We start from the raw sequence: 19696 nt of genomic DNA, 5'->3' as shown, positions 1-19696 counted from the left end.
ACGGTCTCGAGAGACGTATGCGAATGCAGCGATTCAGCGCTGAGCGAGCACCGTTCCCCTTGTCGGAGGCCGCTGCAAGACTGGCGCAATGTCGATCCTCTCTGATCTGAGCGAACGAGTTCCCGGCCGGGCCCACGGGCCCGGCGCCAACGAATACGACGCCGGCCGCACGGTCTTCGCCGGCGTCGGCGAACCCGATGTCGTCGTGCGACCGCACACGGTGCAAGAGGTCGCGGCGGCCGTCGGCCTCGCCGCGGCATCCGGCCTCCCCATCGCCGTCCGCAGCGGCGGACACGGGCTCATGCCCGTGGAAAACGGCCTGGTCGTCGACCTGGCCGAGTTCACGTCGATCGAGGTCGGCGCCGACGGCCTCGTGTCTGTGGGGGCCGCAGCCCACTGGGGCGACATCGCCGCGGCGCTGGCGCCGCACGGGCTCGCCATCAGCTCGGGCGACACCCGCGACGTCGGCGTGGGCGGCCTCGCCCTCGGCGGCGGCATCGGCTGGCTGGTGCGCCAGCAGGGCCTCACGGTCGACGCGCTCCGCGAGGTGGAGCTCGTCACGGCGGCGGGCGAGGTGCTCACCGTCAACGCCGACGAGCACCCCGACGTGTTCTGGGCGCTGCGCGGCGGCGGCGGCAACTTCGGCGTCGTGACCCGGTTCGTGTTCCAGGCGGTGCCGGGCGACGGCGTCGTCGGCGGGCACTTGCTGTTCGACACCTCCGACGTGCCGGCCGTGCTGCGCGCCTGGCGCGACGTGATGCGCGCCGGGCCCGACGAGCTCAACTCGACGCTCATAGTCATGCCGCCGTTCGCGCCCGGGATGCCGGTGGGCCCGCAGCTCGCCGTCGCCCTGCAGGGCGGCGAGGAGCGCCTGCGCGAGCTGCTCGAGCCGCTGCTGTCGCTGCCCTCGGTGACCGAGGCCACCCTCGGCCCGGTCGCCTATGGCGACCTGCTCGAGGACGCCCCGCCTGGTCGCCCGCCGCTTCTCTTCATCGGGGGCAACGGGTTCGTACCCGACCTCTCCGACGAGGCGCTCGATGCGATCGCACGGGTGTACGACCGCCAGGTGCCCACGATGGTCCTGCTCCGCGCCCTCGGCGGCGCGTTCTCGCGCGTCGCCCCCGACGCCACGGCGATCGCCCACCGCGACGCCGAGGCGCTGCTCATCGTGAACGGCGTGCTTCTGCTCGACACGCCTCCCGAGCAGGTGGCGGCGGCGAAGGCAGGGAGCGACGCGGCGCTCGCATTCACGACCGGCACGTACGGCAACTTCTCGGTGGAGCACGGCGAGGAGGTCATCGCGGCGATGTACCCGCCGGCCACGCTCGAACGGCTGCGGCGCATCAAGGCGGAGCTCGACCCGGGCAACGTGTTCCGGCAGAACCACAACATCACGCCCGCCGGCTGAGCCCGGCAGCGCTCGAGCGGATGCCGCGGCTTCGGTCGTGGCATCCGCTCGGGCCGCCGCATCCGCTCGCGGCCGCGGCGGCGCGTCAGTCGATCGGAGGGTCCTCGTGCAGGTCTGCGTCGGCGGGCGAGAGCACCCAACGGGTGAAGCGCACCTCGAGGTCGGCGCGCATCGGTGCGCACACCAACGGCCCCGCGGACGCCTTGCCCGCGGTGAACGGGGCGACGCGCAGCGTGCGCCATCCGCTCGTCTCGGTGCGCGCGCGCAGCACCACCGCATCGCCGGCAACGCCCGCCCGGCTCGCCCGGATCGTCACGACTTCCCCGCCCCACTCGGGTACGGGCGCGAGCGACCAGTCCGAGACGCCGTTCGTCACCACCGCGCCGAGGTGCAGCACACCGTCGGAGACCTCGAGCCCGGCCTTGATCCACTGCTCAGGCCCGACGTGGAGCAGGAGCCCGGCCTGGTCGTAGAGCCCGGTGAGACTCGATGCATCGAAGGTCGCTTCGACGGCGGCATCCGTCGGCCAGTCGACGAGCAGGCCGTGGCCGTCGTCGTGGATGAAGCCGTAGTGCGTGGTGCGCCAGTAGTCGCTGCCCTCGGATGCCACGACCACGAGGTCGTCGCCCTCGACCCGCACGGCGGCGGGCTCCCTCGTCCATCGACCGGCCGTCCACTCCACGCGCGTTCGCTCCATGCGCTCCACGCTATCGGCAGCAGATCGGGGCCGGCTGCGCGGCTCGCCTCGTGCCCGCGGGCGAGCGCCCCCCGCTTCGCAATAGGCTCTCGTCCATGAGTGCGAACGGCGCGGCACGCGGCATCCGTCTGCTCACCGACCCGACGCGGCTGCGCATCCTCGGCCTCATCCAGGAGAGCCCCGAAGGACGAGCGCTCGTCGGGCGCCTCGCCACAGAGCTCGAGCTCACGCAGCCCACCGTGAGCCACCACGTGAAGGCGCTGCACGCCGCCGGAGTGCTCGACCGCTCCCCCGAGGGGCGGCTCGTCTGGTACTCGATCGCACCCGCGGCCGCCGACCGCGTGCACGACGTGCTGCAGACGGATGTCGCCACGCACGCTTCGGCCGAGGTGCTCGCGCGCGTGGCCTCCGACCTCGCCGACCGGTTCGCGGGCGTGTTCTCGCCCGAGACCGTCGGGCGCTACGTGCGGGAGAGCCACGACCTGCTCGTGGAGCGATCGGGACTCACCCGCTACGTACCGTCGCGCACGGCGGCGTTCGCGACCGAGCGGCTCGAGGCCCTCGGCACGCAGCAGTCGCCGCCCCGCGACGGCCGGCCCGAGGTGCTCTTCGTGTGCGTGGAGAACGCGGGCCGCTCCCAGCTCGCGGCGGCACTGCTGCGGCAGCTCGCGGGCGACCGGGTGCGGGTGCACACCGCCGGGTCCGAGCCGGCGGTCGAGGTGCGGTCCGCGATCGTTGCCGCGCTCGACGAGGTCGGCGTGCCGATCGGCGGGGAGTTCCCGAAGCCGCTCACCGACGAGGTGGTGCGCGCGGCCGACGTCGTGGTGACGATGGGGTGCGGCGACTCGTGCCCGGTCTACCCGGGCCGCCGCTACCTCGACTGGGAGCTCGAGGACCCGGCGGGGCTCCCCCTCGCGCGGGTGCGCGAGATCCGCGACGACATCGAGTGGCGGGTGCGCGCGCTGCTCGACGAACTCGCGCTGGACGCCGCGTGACTCGACCGGCGCTCGCGCGAGGCCCGTACCGGAGCATCCGTCAGCGGGCCGATGAGCCGCGGCTCAGCCCGACCAGGACCCGAACGAGTCGTCGAGCTCGTCGCGGTCCTCGCGCCGGCGCCTCGCGTCGGCGACCTCGCGCTCGAGGTCGCGGGTGAGATCGCGCATCCGCTCCTCGCGCTCCAGCTCGTAGGTCTCGTCGACCTCGATCACAGGCCACTCACGGGCGAGCCGCGCATCGATGACCTCGGCGATCTCGGCCCATGCCTCCTCCCGTGCCCGCTCGGCGAACTCCGCGAGGAAGGCGTCGTCGCCGCGAAGCTCGGTGAGCCGGGCGGCGACCGCGGCGTTGACGCGTTCGCGCAGTCGCAGGTTCCAGGCATCCGCCCGGTGGTAATCGTGCTGGTGCGCCGACCTGCCCTCGCGTTGGCTGGCGGACTCGCGCTCGGTCGCCGACCACTCGGCGACCTCGTCCATCTCGCGTACGAGCTCGTACAGCACCTCGCGGGCGGCCCCGGCGGCTCGGGTGGCGTCGAACGGCTCTTCGCCGCGCAGGGCCACGACGATGATGCGGTTCTTCAGCGCCATCCGCCCCGCCGCCTCGGCCACCAGCATCCCCTCGGCGAACGACTCCTCGAACGTGAGCGGCTCCACCTCGGGCAGCGCGGCGCGGTCGAACGGCGCGAACCGCTTCCGCTTCCGTCTCCGCCAGATGCGCATCGTCGTGCTCGCCTCTCGCCTCCGAACGTCCGTGTCCGCCACCGTCCGGCGGTCGGAGAACGAGCCTAGCGCGGGGTGGTGAACACTCGGGGTTGTCGGCGGTCGTGCGTATCCTGCATGCATGAGCGCAGCGGATGCCGCAGGCCGGCGCCGTGCGGTCGCTCGTGCCGGCGACTCCGCGTCCTCGAGCGAGGCCATCGTGGGCGACCGCGCGGAACTCGCCCAACGCTGCAGCATCGTCAGCGCCGACGGACTCGTGTGCGGCCGACCGGTCGACGCCGGAACCCCGCTCGCCCTCTGCCGGCAGCACCTCCTCGAGGCCCACGACTGGGTCGATCGTGAGGTCGGCGCGACCGACCTGCTCCCGTCCCCCTGCCTCGCATGCGGGTCCCGCGTCGGCGTGCGCTACCCGTCGGGTTGGATGTGCGCCGAGTGCGAGTGGGTGGTCGGCGAGGTTCCCGACGACGAGCTCGACCGGCCGCGCGTCGAGGTGGTGTACTACATCCGCTACCGCGACCAGATCAAGATCGGCACGTCGGTGAATCCGCGGCTGCGGCTCGCGAGCCTGCCACATGACGAGGTGCTCGCCTTCGAACGCGGCGGGCGCGCGCTGGAACAGCGACGGCATGCGCAGTTCGCCGATCACCGATTCCCGGGCACCGAGTGGTTCGCCGTGCACGACGCGCTGCTCGAGCACGTCGCGGAGCTCGCCGCCGGGATCGAGGACCCTTGGGCGGAGTACGAGCGCTGGGTGCTGCGGCGCATCGCGCTGCGCGGTGCATAGTTTCGGCGCTCGTGCTCCGGCACTCCGCCACTCCGCCACTCCGGCACTCCGGCACTCCGGCACTCCGCCACTTCGGCACTCCGGCACTCCGGCACTCCGCCACTCCGCCACTCCGGTACTCCGCCACTCCGGCACTCCGGCACTCCGCCACTCCGGCACTCCGGCACCGCCATACTCCAGCACGAACACGTCCCACGGGCTGCCCCCAGACCGCACAACGGTCAGGGACAGTACAGCTGGGTGCGCTCCCCCGAGCGGTCGATGTCGTGCTCCGACATCGGTGCGCCGCACAGCGGACATGCGGCCGGACGGGTGGCCGCGGGCTCCTCATCGTAAGGACCGAGGGGCGGCGGCCCGATGTAGGGAAGCAGACGGGCATTCAGCCGCTCGATGAAGCCGGCGTAGCCGCGAGTGCCTGCCCGCTCTCCGCGGGTACGTCGTGTCATAATCATTAGTGTACTAACTATTCGCCCACACCGCATAATGGAGCCATGGACGATCGAGCTGTCACCCGCACCGCGGCATCCATCGAGCCGGCCGAGGTGCCCGCAGCGCCGACGGCCGCGGAGCCGACGGCCGCACAGCCGACGGCCGCGGCATCCGACGACCTGCTCGCCCTCGAGAACCAGGTGTGCTTCGCGCTGGCGGTCGCCGCTCGCGGCGTGATCGGCCTGTACCGGCCGATCCTCGAACCGCTCGGCCTCACCCATCCGCAGTACCTCGTGATGCTCGCGCTGTGGGGCCGCAGTCCCCGCACCGTCCGCGACCTCGGCGAGGCACTACAGCTCGAGCCCGCCACGCTGTCGCCGCTGCTGAAGCGACTCGAGGCGCAGGGCTACGTCACCCGCGAGCGCAGTGCGCGCGACGAGCGCGCCCTCGACGTTGCATTGACGGATGCCGGGTGGGCCCTGCGCGAGCGGGCGCTCGCCATTCCGCCGCAGGTCGTCGACCGCCTCGGCATGAGCCTCGACGAGCTCGGCGCGCTGCGCGACCGGCTCACCGAGGTCATCGCCGCGGTGCAACGCGCTGACGGATGACGCGGCTGCCGACGCAGCGCGCGGCACGCGGCGCGGGCCGGACTCGCCGGCGGCTCAGCTCGCCGTCAGCGCCGCCGCCCCGAACGACACGCTGAACTGCACGCACCACAGGTCGACGCTGGATATGCGGCGAGGTCGACATCGGCCGGGATGTCGTAGACCTGGTTGCCCTGGTTCCCCTTGATCATGCCGAGGTCGACGTAGGGGTGACCACCAGCGGTGAACCAGCCGTCGAAGCCCTCGACGACGGGTCCGGCGCTGAGCCACACGTGCACGTCGGGGCCGTTGGTGGTGACGAGGTTCTCGATCGCGAGTTGCCGGCTGCCATCGGGGAATTGGATGACCCGCACGGTACCCGCGGTCTCGTGCTCGTGCCACCGGGCCGGCGGGCGCCGGCGGCGTGGTCGGCGTCGGCTCGCCGGCGGCCGGAGTCGCCGGAGCCGCGGGCGATGGCGGGGCGGCACCCGTCGCCGCTGCCGGGATCTCGTCATCGACGCGCACGTCGATAACAGCAGCCACGGCTGGAACACGAGGGCGACGGCCACCGCCAGCGCCACCAGCACACCACCGCCGACCCACCACCACACGCGGCCCCGGTGCGGCGTGGGCTCAGGCGAGGGCTCGGGCGAGGGCTCTGGCGTGGACCCAGGCGTGGGCTCAGGCGCATCCGTCATGGGTCCTCTCCGTCACGCGTCGGGGTCGAACCCCTCGATCCGTCCGTCTGCCGAGGCGTACTTCACGATGAGGCTGCAGTCCTTGCCGCCGTAGCCCTCGTCGATGAGCCGCTTGAACTGGTCGAGTGCGATCCGCCCGGCAGGCAGGTGGAGCCCGGCCTGCTCCCCCGCGGCGAGCGCGAGCGACAGGTCCTTCTCGGCGAGCACGGTGGTGAACGTGGCGTCGAAGTTGCGGTTCGCGGGGCTCGTCGCCACCACGCCCGGCACCGGATACCAGGTGCGCAGCGGCCAGGAGTCGCCCGACGAGACCGACGCCACCCTGAAGAACGTCTCGGCGTCGAGTCCGAGCTGCGCCGCCAGCTGCGACCCCTCGGCGAGGCCGAGGAGCGACCCGAAGAGCATGAGGTTGTTCGCGAGCTTGGCTGCGATGCCCATGGTCGGGCCGCCGACCTGGAACACGTGCCCGGCCATCGGCTCCACGAGCGCCGCCGCCTCGGCGACCGTCGCCTCCTCGCCGCCGAGCATGAACGTGAGCGTGCCCGCCGTCGCGCCGGCGATGCCGCCCGAAACCGGCGAATCCACGAAGCGGAAGCCGCGTTCGGCGGATGCCTCGTGGCAGAGCCGCGAGGTCTCCACGTCGACCGTCGACGTGTCGAGGAGCAGCGCGGTGGTCGGCGCGCTCGCCCACACGCCGCCCTCGCCACCGAGCACCTCGCGTACATGCTCGCCGCGCGGCAGTGACGTGAACACCGCGTCGGCGCCCACGACGGCCTCCGCGATCGTGTCCACGACGCGCACGCCGCGGGCCGCGGCAGCAGACTGGCACGCGGGGTCGGGATCGACGCCCCGCACCTCGTGCCCAGCGGCGACGAGGTTGCCTGACATCGGGCCGCCCATGTGCCCCAGACCGATCCAGGCGATGGTCGCCATGGCCCCTCCCGACTTCATCGACGCGGAGTGCGCTCAAGCGGCGCACGGGCTGGTGCCCTCGAGGTCCACGATACGTTCGCGTCATCCGGCAGGCAACGGATGCCGCAGGCGGGCGAGTGCCGCAGGGGGGTGGGTGCCGCGGCGGAAGGTGCCGCGGTCATGGAGTCCTCCGCGTGGTGCGGCGGGGATGCCGGATATGGGCGGGGACGGACGCACGGATGCCGCGGCACGACCGGCTCTCGTGGAGCCCGCCGCCCGCGGCATCCGCCCGGTTGGTTACGCCTCGACCTTCTCGGCGAGCCTCTCGCGATCGGCCTCGTCGATCGAGCGGAGCGAGATGCCCACGGTCTCGCGGAGGGCGATGACCGCGACGAGCGTCACGGCCGCGGCGAGGGCGAGGTAGATCGCCACGGGCACCCAGCTGCCGTACGTCGAGAGCAGCATGGTCGCGATGATCGGTGCGAGCGAGCCCGCCACGATCGACGTCACCTGGTAGCCGAGCGAGACGCCCGAGTACCGCATGCGGGTCGGGAACATCTCGGCCATGATCGCCGGCTGCCCGGCGTACATGAGCGCGTGGATGATGAGGCCGAGGATGAGGACGCCCGCGACCAGCCAGTCGTTCTGCGTGTCGAAGAGCGGGAACGCCACGAAGCCCCACACGGCGGCGAGCACGGCGCCGGTCGCGTAGACGGGCTTGCGTCCGAGCCGGTCGCTGAACCGCCCGACCACCGGGATCACCGCGAAGTGCACGATGTGCGCGAACAGAACTAGCGTGAGGATCGTCGACGTGTCCATGCCGAGGTGCGCCGACATGTAGGTGATCGAGAAGGTCACGACGAGGTAGTACATGATGTTCTCGCCGAATCGCAGTCCCATGGCGGTGAAGACGCCGCGGGGGTAGCGCTTCAGCACCTCGATGGCGCCGTACCGCGACGACTTCTGCGCCTCGGCCTCCTCGCGCGCCTCGATGAAGATGGGCGCGTCGGTGACCTTGGTGCGGATGTAGTACCCGACGGCCACGATCACGACCGAGAGCCAGAAGCCGACGCGCCATCCCCAGCTGAGGAACTGCTCCTCCGTGAGGGTGCGCGAGAGTGTGAGCAGCACGATCGTGGCGAGCAGGTTGCCGGCGGGCACCGCGGCCTGCGGCCAGCTCGCCCAGAAGCCGCGCTGCCTGTCGGGCGAGTGCTCGGCGACGAGGAGCACCGCCCCACCCCACTCGCCACCGACGGCGAAGCCCTGGAAGAAGCGCAGCACGATGAGGAGGATGGGGGCGGCGTAGCCGATCTGGTCGAACGTCGGCAGGCAGCCCATGAGGAATGTCGTGACGCCGACGAGGATGATCGCGAGCTGCAGCAGCCGCTTGCGCCCGTACTTGTCGCCGAAGTGCCCGAACACGATGCCACCCAGTGGACGCGCAACGAAGCCCACGGCGTAGGTGAGGAACGCCTTGATGATGTTGTCGAGCGGGTTGTCGCTCGGCGGGAAGAAGATGACGTTGAAGACCAGGGTCGCGGCGGTGGCGTAGAGGAAGAACTCGTACCACTCGACGATGGTGCCCGCCATCGAGGCGGCGACGACCTTCCGGAGCCCGCTGCGGGCGGGGGGATCCTGCGGGCCCGCGGATGTGCTGGACGTGCCCTGGGTCGAACTGTCGACTGCCATTGGCGACTACCTCCTTGTAGTTGGCGACGCGATGGGGGGAGATCGCGATGCTGGCGATTCTGACGGTGTGCGCGGGTGCGCGGCAATCGCGTATCCCGCACAGCGGGTGTGCATCCGTGCACATTCGGCCCCGATGAACCTGACGGCTGAGTCAGGTGTCGGGCGGATGCTTCGCCCGCTGGGCCCCTGCCTGCGGGAGGTTCTCCACAGGAGGGCGCTACGCGAACCCCTCCGCCGTCTGCTCCAGGTCGGACTTGGGCCGCTCGCGCTGCGTGGCGATCGCCGTGCCCGCCGCGCCGCACACGACCGCGATCGCGACCACCTCCAGCACGGTGAAGGTCTCCGAGAGCACCAGCCAGCCGAAGATCGCCGCGATCACCGGACCGAAGCTCGTGATGATCGCATAGAGCCGCGGCGTGATGCGCCGCAGGATGAACGTGTCGAGGCTGTACGGAAGGGCCGACGAGAGCACGCCCACGCCCAGCAGCAGCCCGACGACCCGCCAGTCGATCACCGCGGGATCGAACGTCGCGACCGCGAACGGCAGGAGCAGCGCGAGGCTCACGATGCTCGCGACCGTGAGGCCCTCGAGCCCCGGAAGCCCCACCGCCACACGACGGGTCAGCACGATGTAGCCCGCCCAGCTCGCGGCGGCCGTCAGCGCGAGCACGACGCCCCACGGGTCGATCGACGCGGCATCCGACGACCCCGGCCCGATGAGCAGCACCACGCCCGCGCCCGCGGCGAGCGCGCACCCCACGTCGAGCAGGCGACGCGACGTCGCGAGCGCGAGCGCCAGCGGACCGAGGAACTCGATGGTCGCCGCGATGCCGAGCCCGAGCAGGTGCACGGACTCGTAGAAGGCGAGGTTCATGGCCGCGAGCACCACGCCGAGCGCGAGCGCAGGCCAGAGCCGCCGCCAGGTGAGCTCGGCGCGCTTCGGCCGGTAGAACGGCAGCACCGCCGCGACCATCACGATCTGGCGTGCGGCGACGACGACGAACGATCCGACGATCGGGATGACGAGACCCGCGAGGGAGGAGCCGAAGTTGATGGACACCTCGGTGCCGAGCTGCGTCGCGGCGCCCGTGAACCGGCGGCGGCGGAGCGCGGCATCCGGGTCATGGGTCTGGCGCTGCACCGTTCGACGATACCGGCCGGTCGCGGATGCCGCGGAGGGCCCGGGAGCGGACCCTTCGAGTGGCCTCAGGGGAACTGCCGCGGCGCGACAGCTCCTCACTCGCCGGCGAGCCGGCGCCGTGCCGCATCGAGCAGGGCCCCCGTACCGGGTGAGACCACCTCGGCGACGACGAACCCGTCGCGGCGCACGAGGTACACGCGGTCGACGCGGAGCCGCCGATGCGGGTCCCTCGGGAACACGTGCGCCTCCACGCCGAGCTCCGCTCCGATGCGTCGCACCGCCCGCTCGGGCACGCCGTAGCCGTGCACCTGCCACTGCATCGAGCGCAGCACGTCGTAGTTGCCGCCCGTCCAGGGCAGCCGAACGCCCACGACGACGTCGCGAGGCGTACCCGTGACATCCTGCACCCGATAGCGGATGCGGGTCTGCGAGAGGTAGCCGAACACGCGTCGGCCGCCGACCAGGCGGGGAAGCAGGCGGAAGGCGAGCGGGCCCAGGCGCGGAACGACTCGTCCGCGGATGAAGCGGGCGGCCCGCGAGTCCGAGGTGACGGCGGCGAACGCGCGATCGGTCGTGGCGACGAGGATCTTTCCGACGGGCCGACGCTCGGCCTCGTACCGGTCGAGGCGGGCGTCGGGCATGCCGCCGACGAGCACGTCGGCGAGCGCGCACGCGAGGTTGTGCGCCTCCTGCAGCCCCGTGTTCATGCCCTGCGCGCCGACGGGCGAATGGATGTGTGCGGCGTCGCCGACGAGGAAGCACGGCCCCTCGCGGAAGCGCGCGGCGAGCCGGTGGTGCAGTCGATAGGTCGTGAACCAGGCGGAGTCGCGGTACTCGACGCCGAACTCCCGTCGCACGAGCGCACGCACGATCGACTCGGGCAACTCCCCGTGCTCGTCGCGGTCGCGGTCGCGCACCACACCGAGCAGCCGCATCCTGCCAGGCCCCATCGGGAACGCGAGCAGGAAGTGCTCCTCGGTGATCCGCACGTTGACGGCGCCGTCGACGAGTCCCTCGACGCCCGACGCGTCGGCCACGTAGAAGGTGTGCTCGTTCGTGACGCCCTCGAACGGGATCCCGAGGGCCTCGCGCACGGGCGAGTGCGCGCCGTCGGCGCCCACGCAGTAGCGGGCTCGCACGGTCACCTCGCCGTCGGGCCCGGCGAGCGTCGCGATGACGGATGCCGCGGCATCCGCCGCACCCGCCGGCGAGCGCCGCACGATCTCGAGCCGCTCGAGCCGGTGCCGCCAGAGCACCTCTCGCCCGAGCTCGCCGAGGGCATCGACGAGGAGACGCTCGTTGCGGCTCTGCTCGAACACCGTGACCTCGCGGTACGGAGTGGTGCCCTCGGCGAGCCCGCGCAACTCGAGACGGCCGAACGTGTGCTCCCGGGTGCCCGGCACAAGCATCGTCGCAGGCGACCGCTCCGCGAGCACCCGGTCGACCAACCCGAGCTGGTCGTAGAGCTCCATCGAGCGGGCCTGCACGGCGAGCGCGCGGGACTCGCGCGTCGGACCGTCCTTGCCGTCGACGATCACGGCGTCGACGCCGAGTTTCGCAAGGCAGACCGCGAGCATGAGTCCGCTCGGGCCCGCGCCCACGATGAGGACGTCGGTGCGGAGCTCCTCGCCCTCGGCCATAGGTCCACTCTCGCATCGCAGCGGCACCGTGGCCAGAGCGGTGCGTCGATGCCCGACCGCGCGCGCGACGGGCGTCACGCGAAATAGGTGATGACCGGCGAGGCCTCCCCTCGCTATGGTGGGCACGAGCGCGGGTCTGGGCGGCTCGCGGATCGGAGTCCCTCATGTGGTGGACCAGGAAGCGATCGAAGTCGCACGAGGCCGCTGACGCGGAGGCGGCAGCGGAGGCAGCGGCCGAGGCGCAGGCCGAGGCCGAATCGCTCTCATCGATCTCGAAGCATCGGAACGCGTTCATCCTCATGGGGATCGGGGGCGCCGCCCTCGCGTCGTTCGGCATCGCCGCGATCGCGGGCATCTTCGGCCCGGTGTTCTTCGCACTCGTGCTCACGATCTGCGTGCACCCGCTGCGGGTCTGGCTCGAGAAGAGCGGCGTGCCGCGCGGTCTCGCCACCGGGTCGGTGATCACCGCCGTGACGCTGCTGCTGCTCGGGTTCGGGTACCTCGTCCTCATCGCGGCCGGGCAGTTCGCCGAGTTGCTGCCGCAGTTCAAGGACCAGATCGCCGCGTTCGGGCAGGACGTGGCCGCCTGGCTCACCTCGATCGGCATCAACGCCGACAGTATCCAGGACGTCGCCAAGGGGTTCGACCCGGCGACGCTGCTCGGGTTCCTCGGTGGATTGCTCGGCGGCCTCACGGGCTGGGTCACGCTCCTCGTGATCCTCTTCACCATGCTGCTGCTCATGGCCATGGATGCTGGGTTCGTCCCGACCGTGCTGCGGGAGCTGTACCCGGTGCGGCCGCTGGTCGCGGTCTCGCTCGTGAGCTACGGCAACAACGTGCGCCGGTACATGGTGGTGACCACGGTGCTCGGGATCGCGCAGGGCATCATCAACTGGATCGCGTTGCTCATCCTCGGCGTGCCAGGCGCGTTCATCTGGGGACTGCTCGCGTTCGTCTGCTCCTTCATCCCGAACATCGGCTACTTCATCGCGATCATCCCGCCGATCATCTTCGGCGGGCTCGTGGGGGGCTGGCCCACCGTGATCGCCGTCATCGTCGTGTACGGCGTGATCAACGCCGTCATCCAGTCGGTGATCCAGCCTCGTGTCGTCGGCAAGGCCGTGAGCCTGAGCCAGACCATCACGTTCTTCTCGGTGCTGTTCTGGGCCGTCGTGATCGGCCCCATCGGGGCGATCCTCGCCATCCCGCTGACTCTGCTCGTGCGCCTGCTCCTCGTGGACACCAACCCGGCGATGAGCTGGATCCGGCCGATGCTCGGCGAGCTGGACGAGACGAGGGCGATCATGGCCCAGTTCGATGCCGAGGCGAAGGCGGCGCGCAAGGAGCGCAAGGCCGCGGCGAAGGCCGGCGGAGTGCCTGCTCCGGCACCGGACGCCGCGGCGGGCGGGGCCGCCTAGAGCAGGATCTCGTCGGGCGACTCGACCAGCCGCCAGCCGATCTCGGCGATGGTGGCCGGCATGCGATCGGCCGCAACGAGTTCGGGCATCGCGAGGCCCGTGAGCGCCGCGATGTCGGCGATCGGCACTTGGAACGTGCGGAACGGCCCGAGCGGCGGAGCCTCACCGGGCACCGGCTCGCGTACCCCGGTCGTGTCGACGAGCGGCGCCTGGTCGACGACGAAGCCGATGGCGGCGAGCTCGGAGGCACCCGTGTTCCACGCCGCGATCTTCCAGAACCGCAGGGGCACCCGGATGCCGCGATACGGCGGGTCGCCCGCGCCGAGCACCGGTGCCGTGTACACGCTGAGCCGCTGGCGGTGCACCCGCGCGTGCTCGAGCACGTGGTCTTCGAGGCCGAGCCACAGCTCCTTCGACTGGTTGAACCCCGACGCCTGCGGAGCCGCGTTCGGGTAGCGGAACGTGTCGCCGTTCGCGCGGGCGGCGACCTCGGGTACCCCCCATACCGGGTCGCGCCGGCGCACCAGGTGGCCGCGGTCGAGGTCGTTGTCGGCGTAGACCAGCGGTCCGGCCTGCCAGTCGGCCGGGATGCGCTCGTCGAGCTGCCAGCGGTCGCCGCGCTCGATCTCGACGAGTTCGGCGCCGTCGACGTTGACGCCCGTGACCCGCGCGAAACGCCGTGCGGTGTCGAGCGCCACGGTGAAGTGCACGTAGTCGAGGTCGACGGATGCCGCGGCAGTTCCCCTGAGGCCGCTCGAAGGGCCGGCTTCATCGACTCGCGGCATGGGTGCCGCCACCCCCAGGAACAGTGCGTCGAAGCCCATGCCCCCACTCGACCACGACCCGCCGACACCGCACAACCGGGCGCACACCGCTGTGGACGCGGACCGGCCCCGAGAGCAGAATGGGCCGCGTCGGGCCGCGGGCGCCCGCGACTGGGGGAAGCAAACGATGTCCGAATCGCCTTCGAGCAGCAACGACCACACGCCGGCAGCCGACGCGGGATTCCCGTACGACGATCGCCGCGACTTCGACGACGCGAGCCGCGGTCTCATCGCCACGCTCGACCCGGGAGTGATCCGCAACGCCGCGGGCGAGGTCGTGTGGGACAACGACGCGTACGCCTTCCTCAGCGGCGAGGGGGCGCCCACGGTGCATCCGAGCCTCTGGAGGCAGTCGTCGCTCGTCGCGATGCAGGGGCTCTTCGAGGTGGTCGAGGGCATCTACCAGGTGCGCGGCTTCGACCTGTCGAACATCACGTTCGTCGAGGGCGACACGGGCATCATCGTGATCGACCCGCTGATCTCCATGGAGACGGCAGCGGCGGCGCTGGCGCTGTACCGGCAGCACCGCGGGGAGCGACCCGTGGTCGCCGTCATCTACACGCACTCGCACATCGACCACTTCGGCGGCGTCAAGGGCGTCACCACGCAGGAGGAGGTGGACTCGGGCGCCGTACCGGTCATCGCGCCAGAAGAGTTCCTCGAGCACGCGATCTCGGAGAACGTCTACGCCGGCACGGCGATGGGCCGACGCGCCGCCTACATGTACGGGGCGGCGCTGCCGAGGAATCCGCGGGGCAGCGTCGGCGCCGGGCTGGGGCAGTCGACCTCGATCGGCACCGTGACGCTCATCGCACCGACCGTCGACATCACGCACACCGGCCAGGAGCTCACGATCGACGGGGTGCGCATCGTGTTCCAGATGGCGCCGGGAACCGAGGCCCCCGCCGAGATGCACTTCTACATCCCCGCCCGCAGGGCGCTGTGCATGGCCGAGAATGCCACCCACACCCTGCACAACCTGCTCACCCTCCGCGGCGCGGTGGTGCGCGATCCGCACGGATGGGCGCGCTACCTCACCGAGGCCATCGAGTCCTACGGCGGGGAGGCCGAGGTGGCCTTCGCCTCGCACCACTGGCCCACGTGGGGCGCCGACCGCATCGTCGAGTTCCTCTCGATGCAGCGTGACCTCTACGCCTACCTGCACGACCAGACGCTCCGGCTGCTGAACCAGGGCCACACGGGCATCGAGATCGCGGAGATGCTCGAGCTGCCGCCGGCGATGACCGCCGCCTGGCACACGCACGGCTACTACGGCTCGGTCAGCCACAACGTGAAGGCGATCTCCCAGCGCTACATGGGCTGGTACGACGGCAACCCGGCACGACTCTGGCAGCACACGCCGGTCGAGGCCGGCAAGCGCTACGTCGAGTTCATGGGCGGCGCCGACGCCGTGATCGAGAAGGCGAGAGCCTCGCTCGACGTGGGCGACCTCCGCTGGGCGGCGCAGGTGCTCGATCACGTCGTGTTCGCCGAACCCGACCACGCCGAGGCGAAGGCGCTGCTGGCCGACGTGCTCGAGCAGCTCGGCTTCGGCAGCGAGAACGGCACGTGGCGCAGCGCGTTCCTCTCGGGTGCGATGGAGCTGCGCGGCGCCGCATTCGGCACGCCCGCCAACCCGGCATCCGGCGACATCATCGGCCAGCTCAGCCCCGAGCTGTTCTTCGACGCGGTGGCCATCCAGGTGAACGGCCCCAAGGCGTGGGACCTCGACATCGCGACGCGGTGGGCGTTCCCCGACGCGGAAGACGCGACCTACCGCGTGACGCTGAAGCACGGCGTGCTCACCCACGTGCGCGAGGGTCGCGGGGACGTCGCGCTCACCATCACCGTGCCGAAGGCGGCGCTCGGACCGCTCGCGATGGGCAACGTCGAGGCGGCGATGGGCGCGGGACTCACGCTCGACGGGGATGCGAGCGCGCTGACCGCCGTGCTCGGCGTGCTCGAACCCGGAGACCCGGGCTTCGCGATCGTGACGCCCTGAGCCCGCGCGACCTGCCGCGGGAGTCCTTCCGCTCCCGTGCGCGCTGCGCCAATATGGAGCCGCTGGCGCCGCAGTCGCCGCGCCGACCACCGAAACGAGGAGCATCATGACCACTGCAGTCCCTGCCGACCAGGTTCCGCTCTCCGCACCGCTGCCAGGAGCAACCATCGGCCAAGCCGTCACCCGCTTCTTCAGGAAGTACGCGACCTTCACGGGCCGCGCCAGCCGCAGCGAGTACTGGTGGTGGGTGCTCGTGAACTTCATCGTCACGGGCGTGCTCACCGGCCTGGCGTACACCGGCACCTCCTTCACCGAGACCGGCATGGTGACGGGTCCGCTCTACTGGGTCTTCATCGTGCTCGCCAGCGCGTGGGGCCTGGCCGTGATCATCCCGACCTTGGCCCTCATCTGGCGACGCCTGCACGACACGAATCGTCCGGGCGCGTGGTTCTTCCTGGTGTTCATCCCGCTCGTCGGCGGCATCATCCTGCTCGTCTTCGTGCTGCTGCCCTCCGACCCGGCGGGCGCGCGCTTCGACGGCTGACAGGGCACGAACCCGACGACGCTCGGCATCGATCATCGGATCCTCGCGTTCTGGCTGATCTGGAGCGTCGCATGATGCCGTTGCGCAAGATTCGTGCGTCTCCCGGCGGAGGCAGCGCGCGATTTTGCGGAGGTGCCACCGGGTGTGCGAGCCTGCTCTGGGCTGTCGCCGAGGCGGCGCATCGAAGGGAGCACGACATGGAGCAGCGCGACGGGATCGCGGCGACGCCGAACGCCGCGGCATCCGCACCCGAGCCGGGCGATGCGACGCGCATGCACGCCGTCTCCGATGAGAACACTCGACTCGTCGACCTCGTGCTCGACTACTCGCGCCGGCGCATCCTCGCGAGCGACACCCCGCTCGACAAGCCGATCCCCGAACTCGAGCTCGGCCGTCTCGCCGGAACCTCCGTCCACGAGTACGGCATCGGCGCGGCTCGCGCCCTCTCGCTCTTCGAGCACGTGCTCGCGCCGGCGTGCATCACCACCGACCACCCGCAGTACCTCTCGTTCATCCCGACCGCGCCGACGAAGGCCGCCATCGCGTTCGACCTCGTCGTCTCGGCGAGCGCCGTCTACGGGGGCTCGTGGCTCGAGGGCGCCGGCGCGGTGCACGCCGAGAACGAGGTGCTCGCCTGGCTCGCGAACGAGTTCGGGCTCCCGACCACCGCGGGCGGCGTCTTCGTGCAGGGCGGCACGCTCGGCAACCTCTCGGCGCTCGTCGCCGCCCGCGAGCACGCGCGCCACGTGCAGCACGCATCCGGCACGGATGCCCCGGCGCGCTGGAAGGTCGTGTGCAGCGCCGAGGCGCACTCCTCCATCGCTTCGGCCGCGCGGGTCATGGACGTCGAGGTCGTGCCGGTGGCCCCCGGCGCCGACGGGATGCTGCGCGGCGACGCCGTTCGGGCGGCACTCGACGAGCACGGGGCATCCGTGTTCGCCGTGGTCGCCACCGCCGGCTCGACGAATTTCGGCATCGTCGACGACCTCGCCTCGATCGCGGCGCTCAAGCAGGAGTTCGACTTCTGGCTGCACGTCGACGGGGCCTACGGGCTCGCGGCGATGCTCTCACCGCTCGCGCGCGCTCGCTTCGCAGGCGTGGAGCACGCCGACTCGGTGATCGTCGACCCGCACAAGTGGCTGTTCGCTCCGTTCGACGCATGCGCGCTCATCTATCGCGACCCCGAGACCGGACGTCGCGCCCACACGCAGCATGCCGAGTACCTCGACACCCTCACCGAGACGAGCGAGTGGAGCCCGTCGGACTACGCAGCGCACCTCACGCGTCGCGCCCGCGGCCTGCCGCTGTGGTTCTCGCTGGCGACGTACGGTGGCGCGGCCTATCGCGACGCGATCTCCAGCTCCATCCAGCTCGCGGCCGACATCGCACACGAGATCGAGTCGCGCGACGGACTCCGGCTCGTGCGCGATCCGCAACTGTCGGTCGTCGTGTTCGAGCGCGACGGCTGGTCGAAGGCGGAGTACGACGCGTGGTCGGCGCGCCTGCTCGATGAGCAGCGGGCGTTCGTCACGCCGAGCTCGCACGCGGGCCGGCCCAACACGCGCTTCGCCATCGTGAACCCGACGACGACGTTCGACCAACTCGTGGGGATCCTCGACACGATGTAGGCGCCCGGCCCGGGACACCCGGGTCGGCCTCCTTGCGGTCGGTCGCGAGGTGTGAGACGTTCAGGGGGATGTTGACGTCAACATCACGATACGAACGACTGACGACGGCGCATCGGCGCGCCGCGAATGATTGGAGTCGAATGAGATACGCACTCGGGATCGCCCTCGGGGCGGCCGTCCTGCTGGCAGGGGCCGCTCCGGTCCCTGCCCTCGCCGCTCCCTCGACCGGCCCCGCCGGCACGAGCGAGTTCCGCGGGGTCAACTGGGCCGACCCTCGCGACAACTACGCCGACGACGAGGTCGTGCCCTCGGGGCTGAGCACCGCCGACGACTACCGCACCACGTACGCCAAGGCGTCGGACGTCATCCCGGAGTTCCGCGACGAGGTGGGCGCCAACACCGTCCGGCTCCCGATCAACCCCTCGAGCGTCGGGACGGAGTGGTGGGAGTCCTACCAGGGCGCCATCGACGCCGCGGTCCACCACGGCTTCAAGGTCATCCTCAGCTATTGGGAGGGCGACAACGCCAAGGACGGCCGCGTCGACGACCAGGCCGCCTTCGACGCCATGTGGGACACCGTGGTCGCGGAGTACGGCAAGAACCCTCGCGTCTACTTCGAGCCGATGAACGAGCCGTTCGGCTACACGCTCGACGAGTGGGTCTCGCTGACCTCCGGCTGGCTCGAAGACCACAGCGACGTCCCGCGCAAGCGCGTGATCATCTCGGGGACGGGCTACAACGACAACGTCACCGGCGTCGGCGCGGCCGAGGATCTCGAGGGCACCCTGCTGTCGCTGCACTTCTACGGGTTCTGGGCGAACCACACCACCGAGGATGAGTGGAAGCAGAACCTGCTGCCGCGGATCGGCGAGTACGGCTGGCGAACGGTCGTCACCGAGGCCGGCTCCCCGATGACGACGGGCCTCAACTACGGCAATCACGAGGGCGACGTGTACACCTCCTACCTCGGCGCCCTCACCGAGGTTGCCCGGGATCAGGGCATCGGCCTCGTCTACTGGCCGGGACTGCGGACGAACGACGCCTACACCCTCACGTCCATGGTCGGCGACGGGGACCTCGAGGTGACGAACGAGTCGGGTCTGGCACAGGTCCAGTGGGGCTGGGGCCTTCTCGATGAGGAGCAGCTCAACGACCTGCCGCCCGCCCCTCCCGGCGAGCCGCTGGTGAGCGTGAAGCACGGGGTGTGCCTGGACGTTCCGGGCTTCTCGACGACGCCCGGCACCACGCTCGGGCTGTGGTACTGCAACGGGGGTGGCAATCAGTCCTTCAACTGGACCGCGGAGAAGGAGCTCACCGTCTACGGCGACATGTGCGTGACGGTGAGCGGTGACGTCGTCGCGGGCAGCCCCGTGATGATCGCCGACTGCATCGGGGCACCCGACCAGCAGTGGGAGCTCAACGACGACCTCACCATCAGCAGCGCCGCGGATCCCGGGCTCTGCCTGGCGACCCCGGAGGACGAGTGGGGCGTATCGCTCGCGCCGTGCGACGCCACGGCGACGACCCAGCATTGGACCCGCGGGTAGCGAGCCGGCTGGGTCAACGCGCGCCTGCCTCCTCGCGAG

At 71.1% G+C, this 19696-nt stretch carries 18 protein-coding genes; 9 read left to right on the top strand and 9 right to left on the bottom strand.

Annotated elements, in window-relative coordinates:
* Positions 1-88: 88 nt before the first annotated feature.
* On the top strand, positions 89-1408 hold the full coding sequence (locus ASG80_RS01480; RefSeq protein ID WP_056727734.1) for an FAD-binding oxidoreductase: 1320 nt from the start codon (positions 89-91) through the stop codon (positions 1406-1408).
* 85 nt (positions 1409-1493) lie between these two features.
* Here the strand turns inward: ASG80_RS01480 and ASG80_RS01475 are convergent, their stop codons facing one another.
* Positions 1494-2105, bottom strand: coding sequence for a DUF1349 domain-containing protein (locus ASG80_RS01475; protein WP_056727732.1), 612 nt, complete (start codon positions 2103-2105; stop codon positions 1494-1496).
* A 95-nt stretch (positions 2106-2200) separates the two neighbouring features.
* Between ASG80_RS01475 and ASG80_RS01470 the strand changes: the two genes are divergently transcribed.
* Positions 2201-3100 carry a metalloregulator ArsR/SmtB family transcription factor gene (locus tag ASG80_RS01470; RefSeq protein ID WP_082589641.1) on the top strand — a complete coding sequence of 300 codons (900 nt, stop codon included), beginning with the start codon at positions 2201-2203 and terminating at the stop codon, positions 3098-3100.
* 63 nt (positions 3101-3163) lie between these two features.
* On the opposite strand, the gene ASG80_RS01465 is transcribed toward ASG80_RS01470, so the two are convergent.
* Positions 3164-3820, bottom strand: a complete 657-nt coding sequence (locus tag ASG80_RS01465; protein WP_056727730.1) for a hypothetical protein — start codon at positions 3818-3820, stop codon at positions 3164-3166.
* 121 nt (positions 3821-3941) lie between these two features.
* Here ASG80_RS01465 and ASG80_RS01460 point away from each other — a divergent pair, with 121 nt between their 5' ends.
* Positions 3942-4604 (top strand): GIY-YIG nuclease family protein, encoded by a 663-nt coding sequence (locus ASG80_RS01460; RefSeq protein ID WP_156401600.1) that lies wholly within the window; start codon positions 3942-3944, stop codon positions 4602-4604.
* A gap of 221 nt (positions 4605-4825) precedes the next feature.
* Here ASG80_RS01460 and ASG80_RS22705 read toward each other — a convergent pair whose 3' ends face one another.
* A complete protein-coding gene (locus ASG80_RS22705; protein ID WP_082589640.1) occupies positions 4826-5050 on the bottom strand; it encodes a hypothetical protein in 225 nt (74 codons plus the stop codon).
* A 45-nt stretch (positions 5051-5095) separates the two neighbouring features.
* On the opposite strand from ASG80_RS22705, the gene ASG80_RS01455 reads away from it, so the two are divergent.
* Positions 5096-5641, top strand: coding sequence for a MarR family winged helix-turn-helix transcriptional regulator (locus ASG80_RS01455; RefSeq protein WP_082589639.1), 546 nt, complete (start codon positions 5096-5098; stop codon positions 5639-5641).
* A 65-nt stretch (positions 5642-5706) separates the two neighbouring features.
* Here ASG80_RS01455 and ASG80_RS01450 read toward each other — a convergent pair whose 3' ends face one another.
* From ASG80_RS01450 to ASG80_RS01430, 5 genes are all read right to left on the bottom strand, one after another.
* A complete protein-coding gene (locus ASG80_RS01450; RefSeq protein WP_235507936.1) occupies positions 5707-6315 on the bottom strand; it encodes a DM13 domain-containing protein in 609 nt (202 codons plus the stop codon).
* Positions 6316-6327: 12 nt separating this feature from the next.
* Positions 6328-7245 carry an NAD(P)-dependent oxidoreductase gene (locus tag ASG80_RS01445; protein ID WP_056727728.1) on the bottom strand — a complete coding sequence of 306 codons (918 nt, stop codon included), beginning with the start codon at positions 7243-7245 and terminating at the stop codon, positions 6328-6330.
* A 276-nt stretch (positions 7246-7521) separates the two neighbouring features.
* Positions 7522-8913 carry an MFS transporter gene (locus ASG80_RS01440; protein WP_056727726.1) on the bottom strand — a complete coding sequence of 464 codons (1392 nt, stop codon included), beginning with the start codon at positions 8911-8913 and terminating at the stop codon, positions 7522-7524.
* 217 nt (positions 8914-9130) lie between these two features.
* Positions 9131-10054, bottom strand: a complete 924-nt coding sequence (locus ASG80_RS01435; protein ID WP_056727725.1) for a DMT family transporter — start codon at positions 10052-10054, stop codon at positions 9131-9133.
* A gap of 95 nt (positions 10055-10149) precedes the next feature.
* Positions 10150-11694, bottom strand: coding sequence for an FAD-dependent monooxygenase (locus ASG80_RS01430; protein WP_082589638.1), 1545 nt, complete (start codon positions 11692-11694; stop codon positions 10150-10152).
* Between the two features lie 164 nt (positions 11695-11858).
* Between ASG80_RS01430 and ASG80_RS01425 the strand changes: the two genes are divergently transcribed.
* Positions 11859-13112, top strand: coding sequence for an AI-2E family transporter (locus ASG80_RS01425; protein ID WP_082589637.1), 1254 nt, complete (start codon positions 11859-11861; stop codon positions 13110-13112).
* Here the strand turns inward: ASG80_RS01425 and ASG80_RS01420 are convergent.
* On the bottom strand, positions 13109-13936 hold the full coding sequence (locus ASG80_RS01420; protein ID WP_082589636.1) for a DNA/RNA non-specific endonuclease: 828 nt from the start codon (positions 13934-13936) through the stop codon (positions 13109-13111). The genes ASG80_RS01425 and ASG80_RS01420 overlap by 4 nt on opposite strands.
* Before the next feature lie 127 nt (positions 13937-14063).
* Between ASG80_RS01420 and ASG80_RS01415 the strand changes: the two genes are divergently transcribed.
* From ASG80_RS01415 to ASG80_RS01400, 4 genes are all read left to right on the top strand, one after another.
* Positions 14064-15938: an alkyl/aryl-sulfatase gene (locus ASG80_RS01415; RefSeq protein ID WP_056727722.1), complete on the top strand. Its 1875-nt coding sequence runs from the start codon at positions 14064-14066 to the stop codon at positions 15936-15938.
* Positions 15939-16044: 106 nt separating this feature from the next.
* Positions 16045-16482, top strand: coding sequence for a DUF805 domain-containing protein (locus ASG80_RS01410; protein ID WP_056727720.1), 438 nt, complete (start codon positions 16045-16047; stop codon positions 16480-16482).
* 272 nt (positions 16483-16754) lie between these two features.
* A complete protein-coding gene (locus ASG80_RS01405; protein WP_056728442.1) occupies positions 16755-18110 on the top strand; it encodes a pyridoxal-dependent decarboxylase in 1356 nt (451 codons plus the stop codon).
* 140 nt (positions 18111-18250) lie between these two features.
* Positions 18251-19657, top strand: a complete 1407-nt coding sequence (locus ASG80_RS01400) for a ricin-type beta-trefoil lectin domain protein (protein ID WP_056727717.1) — start codon at positions 18251-18253, stop codon at positions 19655-19657.
* Positions 19658-19696: the final 39 nt, after the last annotated feature.

This window comes from Agromyces sp. Soil535, assembly GCF_001428255.1.
Classification (GTDB): Bacteria; Actinomycetota; Actinomycetes; order Actinomycetales; family Microbacteriaceae; genus Agromyces.
This window is presented reverse-complemented; position numbering and strand designations above follow the sequence as displayed.

Bases quoted from the DNA above. Each gene is read 5' to 3' on its own strand.
- ASG80_RS01460 (WP_156401600.1), top strand. From the start codon at position 3,942: ATGAGCGCAGCGGATGCCGCAGGCCGGCGCCGTGCGGTCGCTCGTGCC.
- ASG80_RS01465 (WP_056727730.1), bottom strand. From the start codon at position 3,820: ATGCGCATCTGGCGGAGACGGAAGCGGAAGCGGTTCGCGCCGTTCGAC.
- ASG80_RS01455 (WP_082589639.1), top strand. From the start codon at position 5,096: ATGGACGATCGAGCTGTCACCCGCACCGCGGCATCCATCGAGCCGGCC.
- ASG80_RS01470 (WP_082589641.1), top strand. From the start codon at position 2,201: ATGAGTGCGAACGGCGCGGCACGCGGCATCCGTCTGCTCACCGACCCG.
- ASG80_RS01440 (WP_056727726.1), bottom strand. From the start codon at position 8,913: ATGGCAGTCGACAGTTCGACCCAGGGCACGTCCAGCACATCCGCGGGC.
- ASG80_RS01420 (WP_082589636.1), bottom strand. From the start codon at position 13,936: ATGGGCTTCGACGCACTGTTCCTGGGGGTGGCGGCACCCATGCCGCGA.
- ASG80_RS01445 (WP_056727728.1), bottom strand. From the start codon at position 7,245: ATGGCGACCATCGCCTGGATCGGTCTGGGGCACATGGGCGGCCCGATG.
- ASG80_RS01480 (WP_056727734.1), top strand. From the start codon at position 89: ATGTCGATCCTCTCTGATCTGAGCGAACGAGTTCCCGGCCGGGCCCAC.
- ASG80_RS01400 (WP_056727717.1), top strand. From the start codon at position 18,251: ATGAGATACGCACTCGGGATCGCCCTCGGGGCGGCCGTCCTGCTGGCA.
- ASG80_RS22705 (WP_082589640.1), bottom strand. From the start codon at position 5,050: ATGACACGACGTACCCGCGGAGAGCGGGCAGGCACTCGCGGCTACGCC.
- ASG80_RS01450 (WP_235507936.1), bottom strand. From the start codon at position 6,315: ATGACGGATGCGCCTGAGCCCACGCCTGGGTCCACGCCAGAGCCCTCG.
- ASG80_RS01425 (WP_082589637.1), top strand. From the start codon at position 11,859: ATGTGGTGGACCAGGAAGCGATCGAAGTCGCACGAGGCCGCTGACGCG.
- ASG80_RS01430 (WP_082589638.1), bottom strand. From the start codon at position 11,694: ATGGCCGAGGGCGAGGAGCTCCGCACCGACGTCCTCATCGTGGGCGCG.
- ASG80_RS01410 (WP_056727720.1), top strand. From the start codon at position 16,045: ATGACCACTGCAGTCCCTGCCGACCAGGTTCCGCTCTCCGCACCGCTG.
- ASG80_RS01405 (WP_056728442.1), top strand. From the start codon at position 16,755: ATGCACGCCGTCTCCGATGAGAACACTCGACTCGTCGACCTCGTGCTC.
- ASG80_RS01475 (WP_056727732.1), bottom strand. From the start codon at position 2,105: ATGGAGCGAACGCGCGTGGAGTGGACGGCCGGTCGATGGACGAGGGAG.
- ASG80_RS01415 (WP_056727722.1), top strand. From the start codon at position 14,064: ATGTCCGAATCGCCTTCGAGCAGCAACGACCACACGCCGGCAGCCGAC.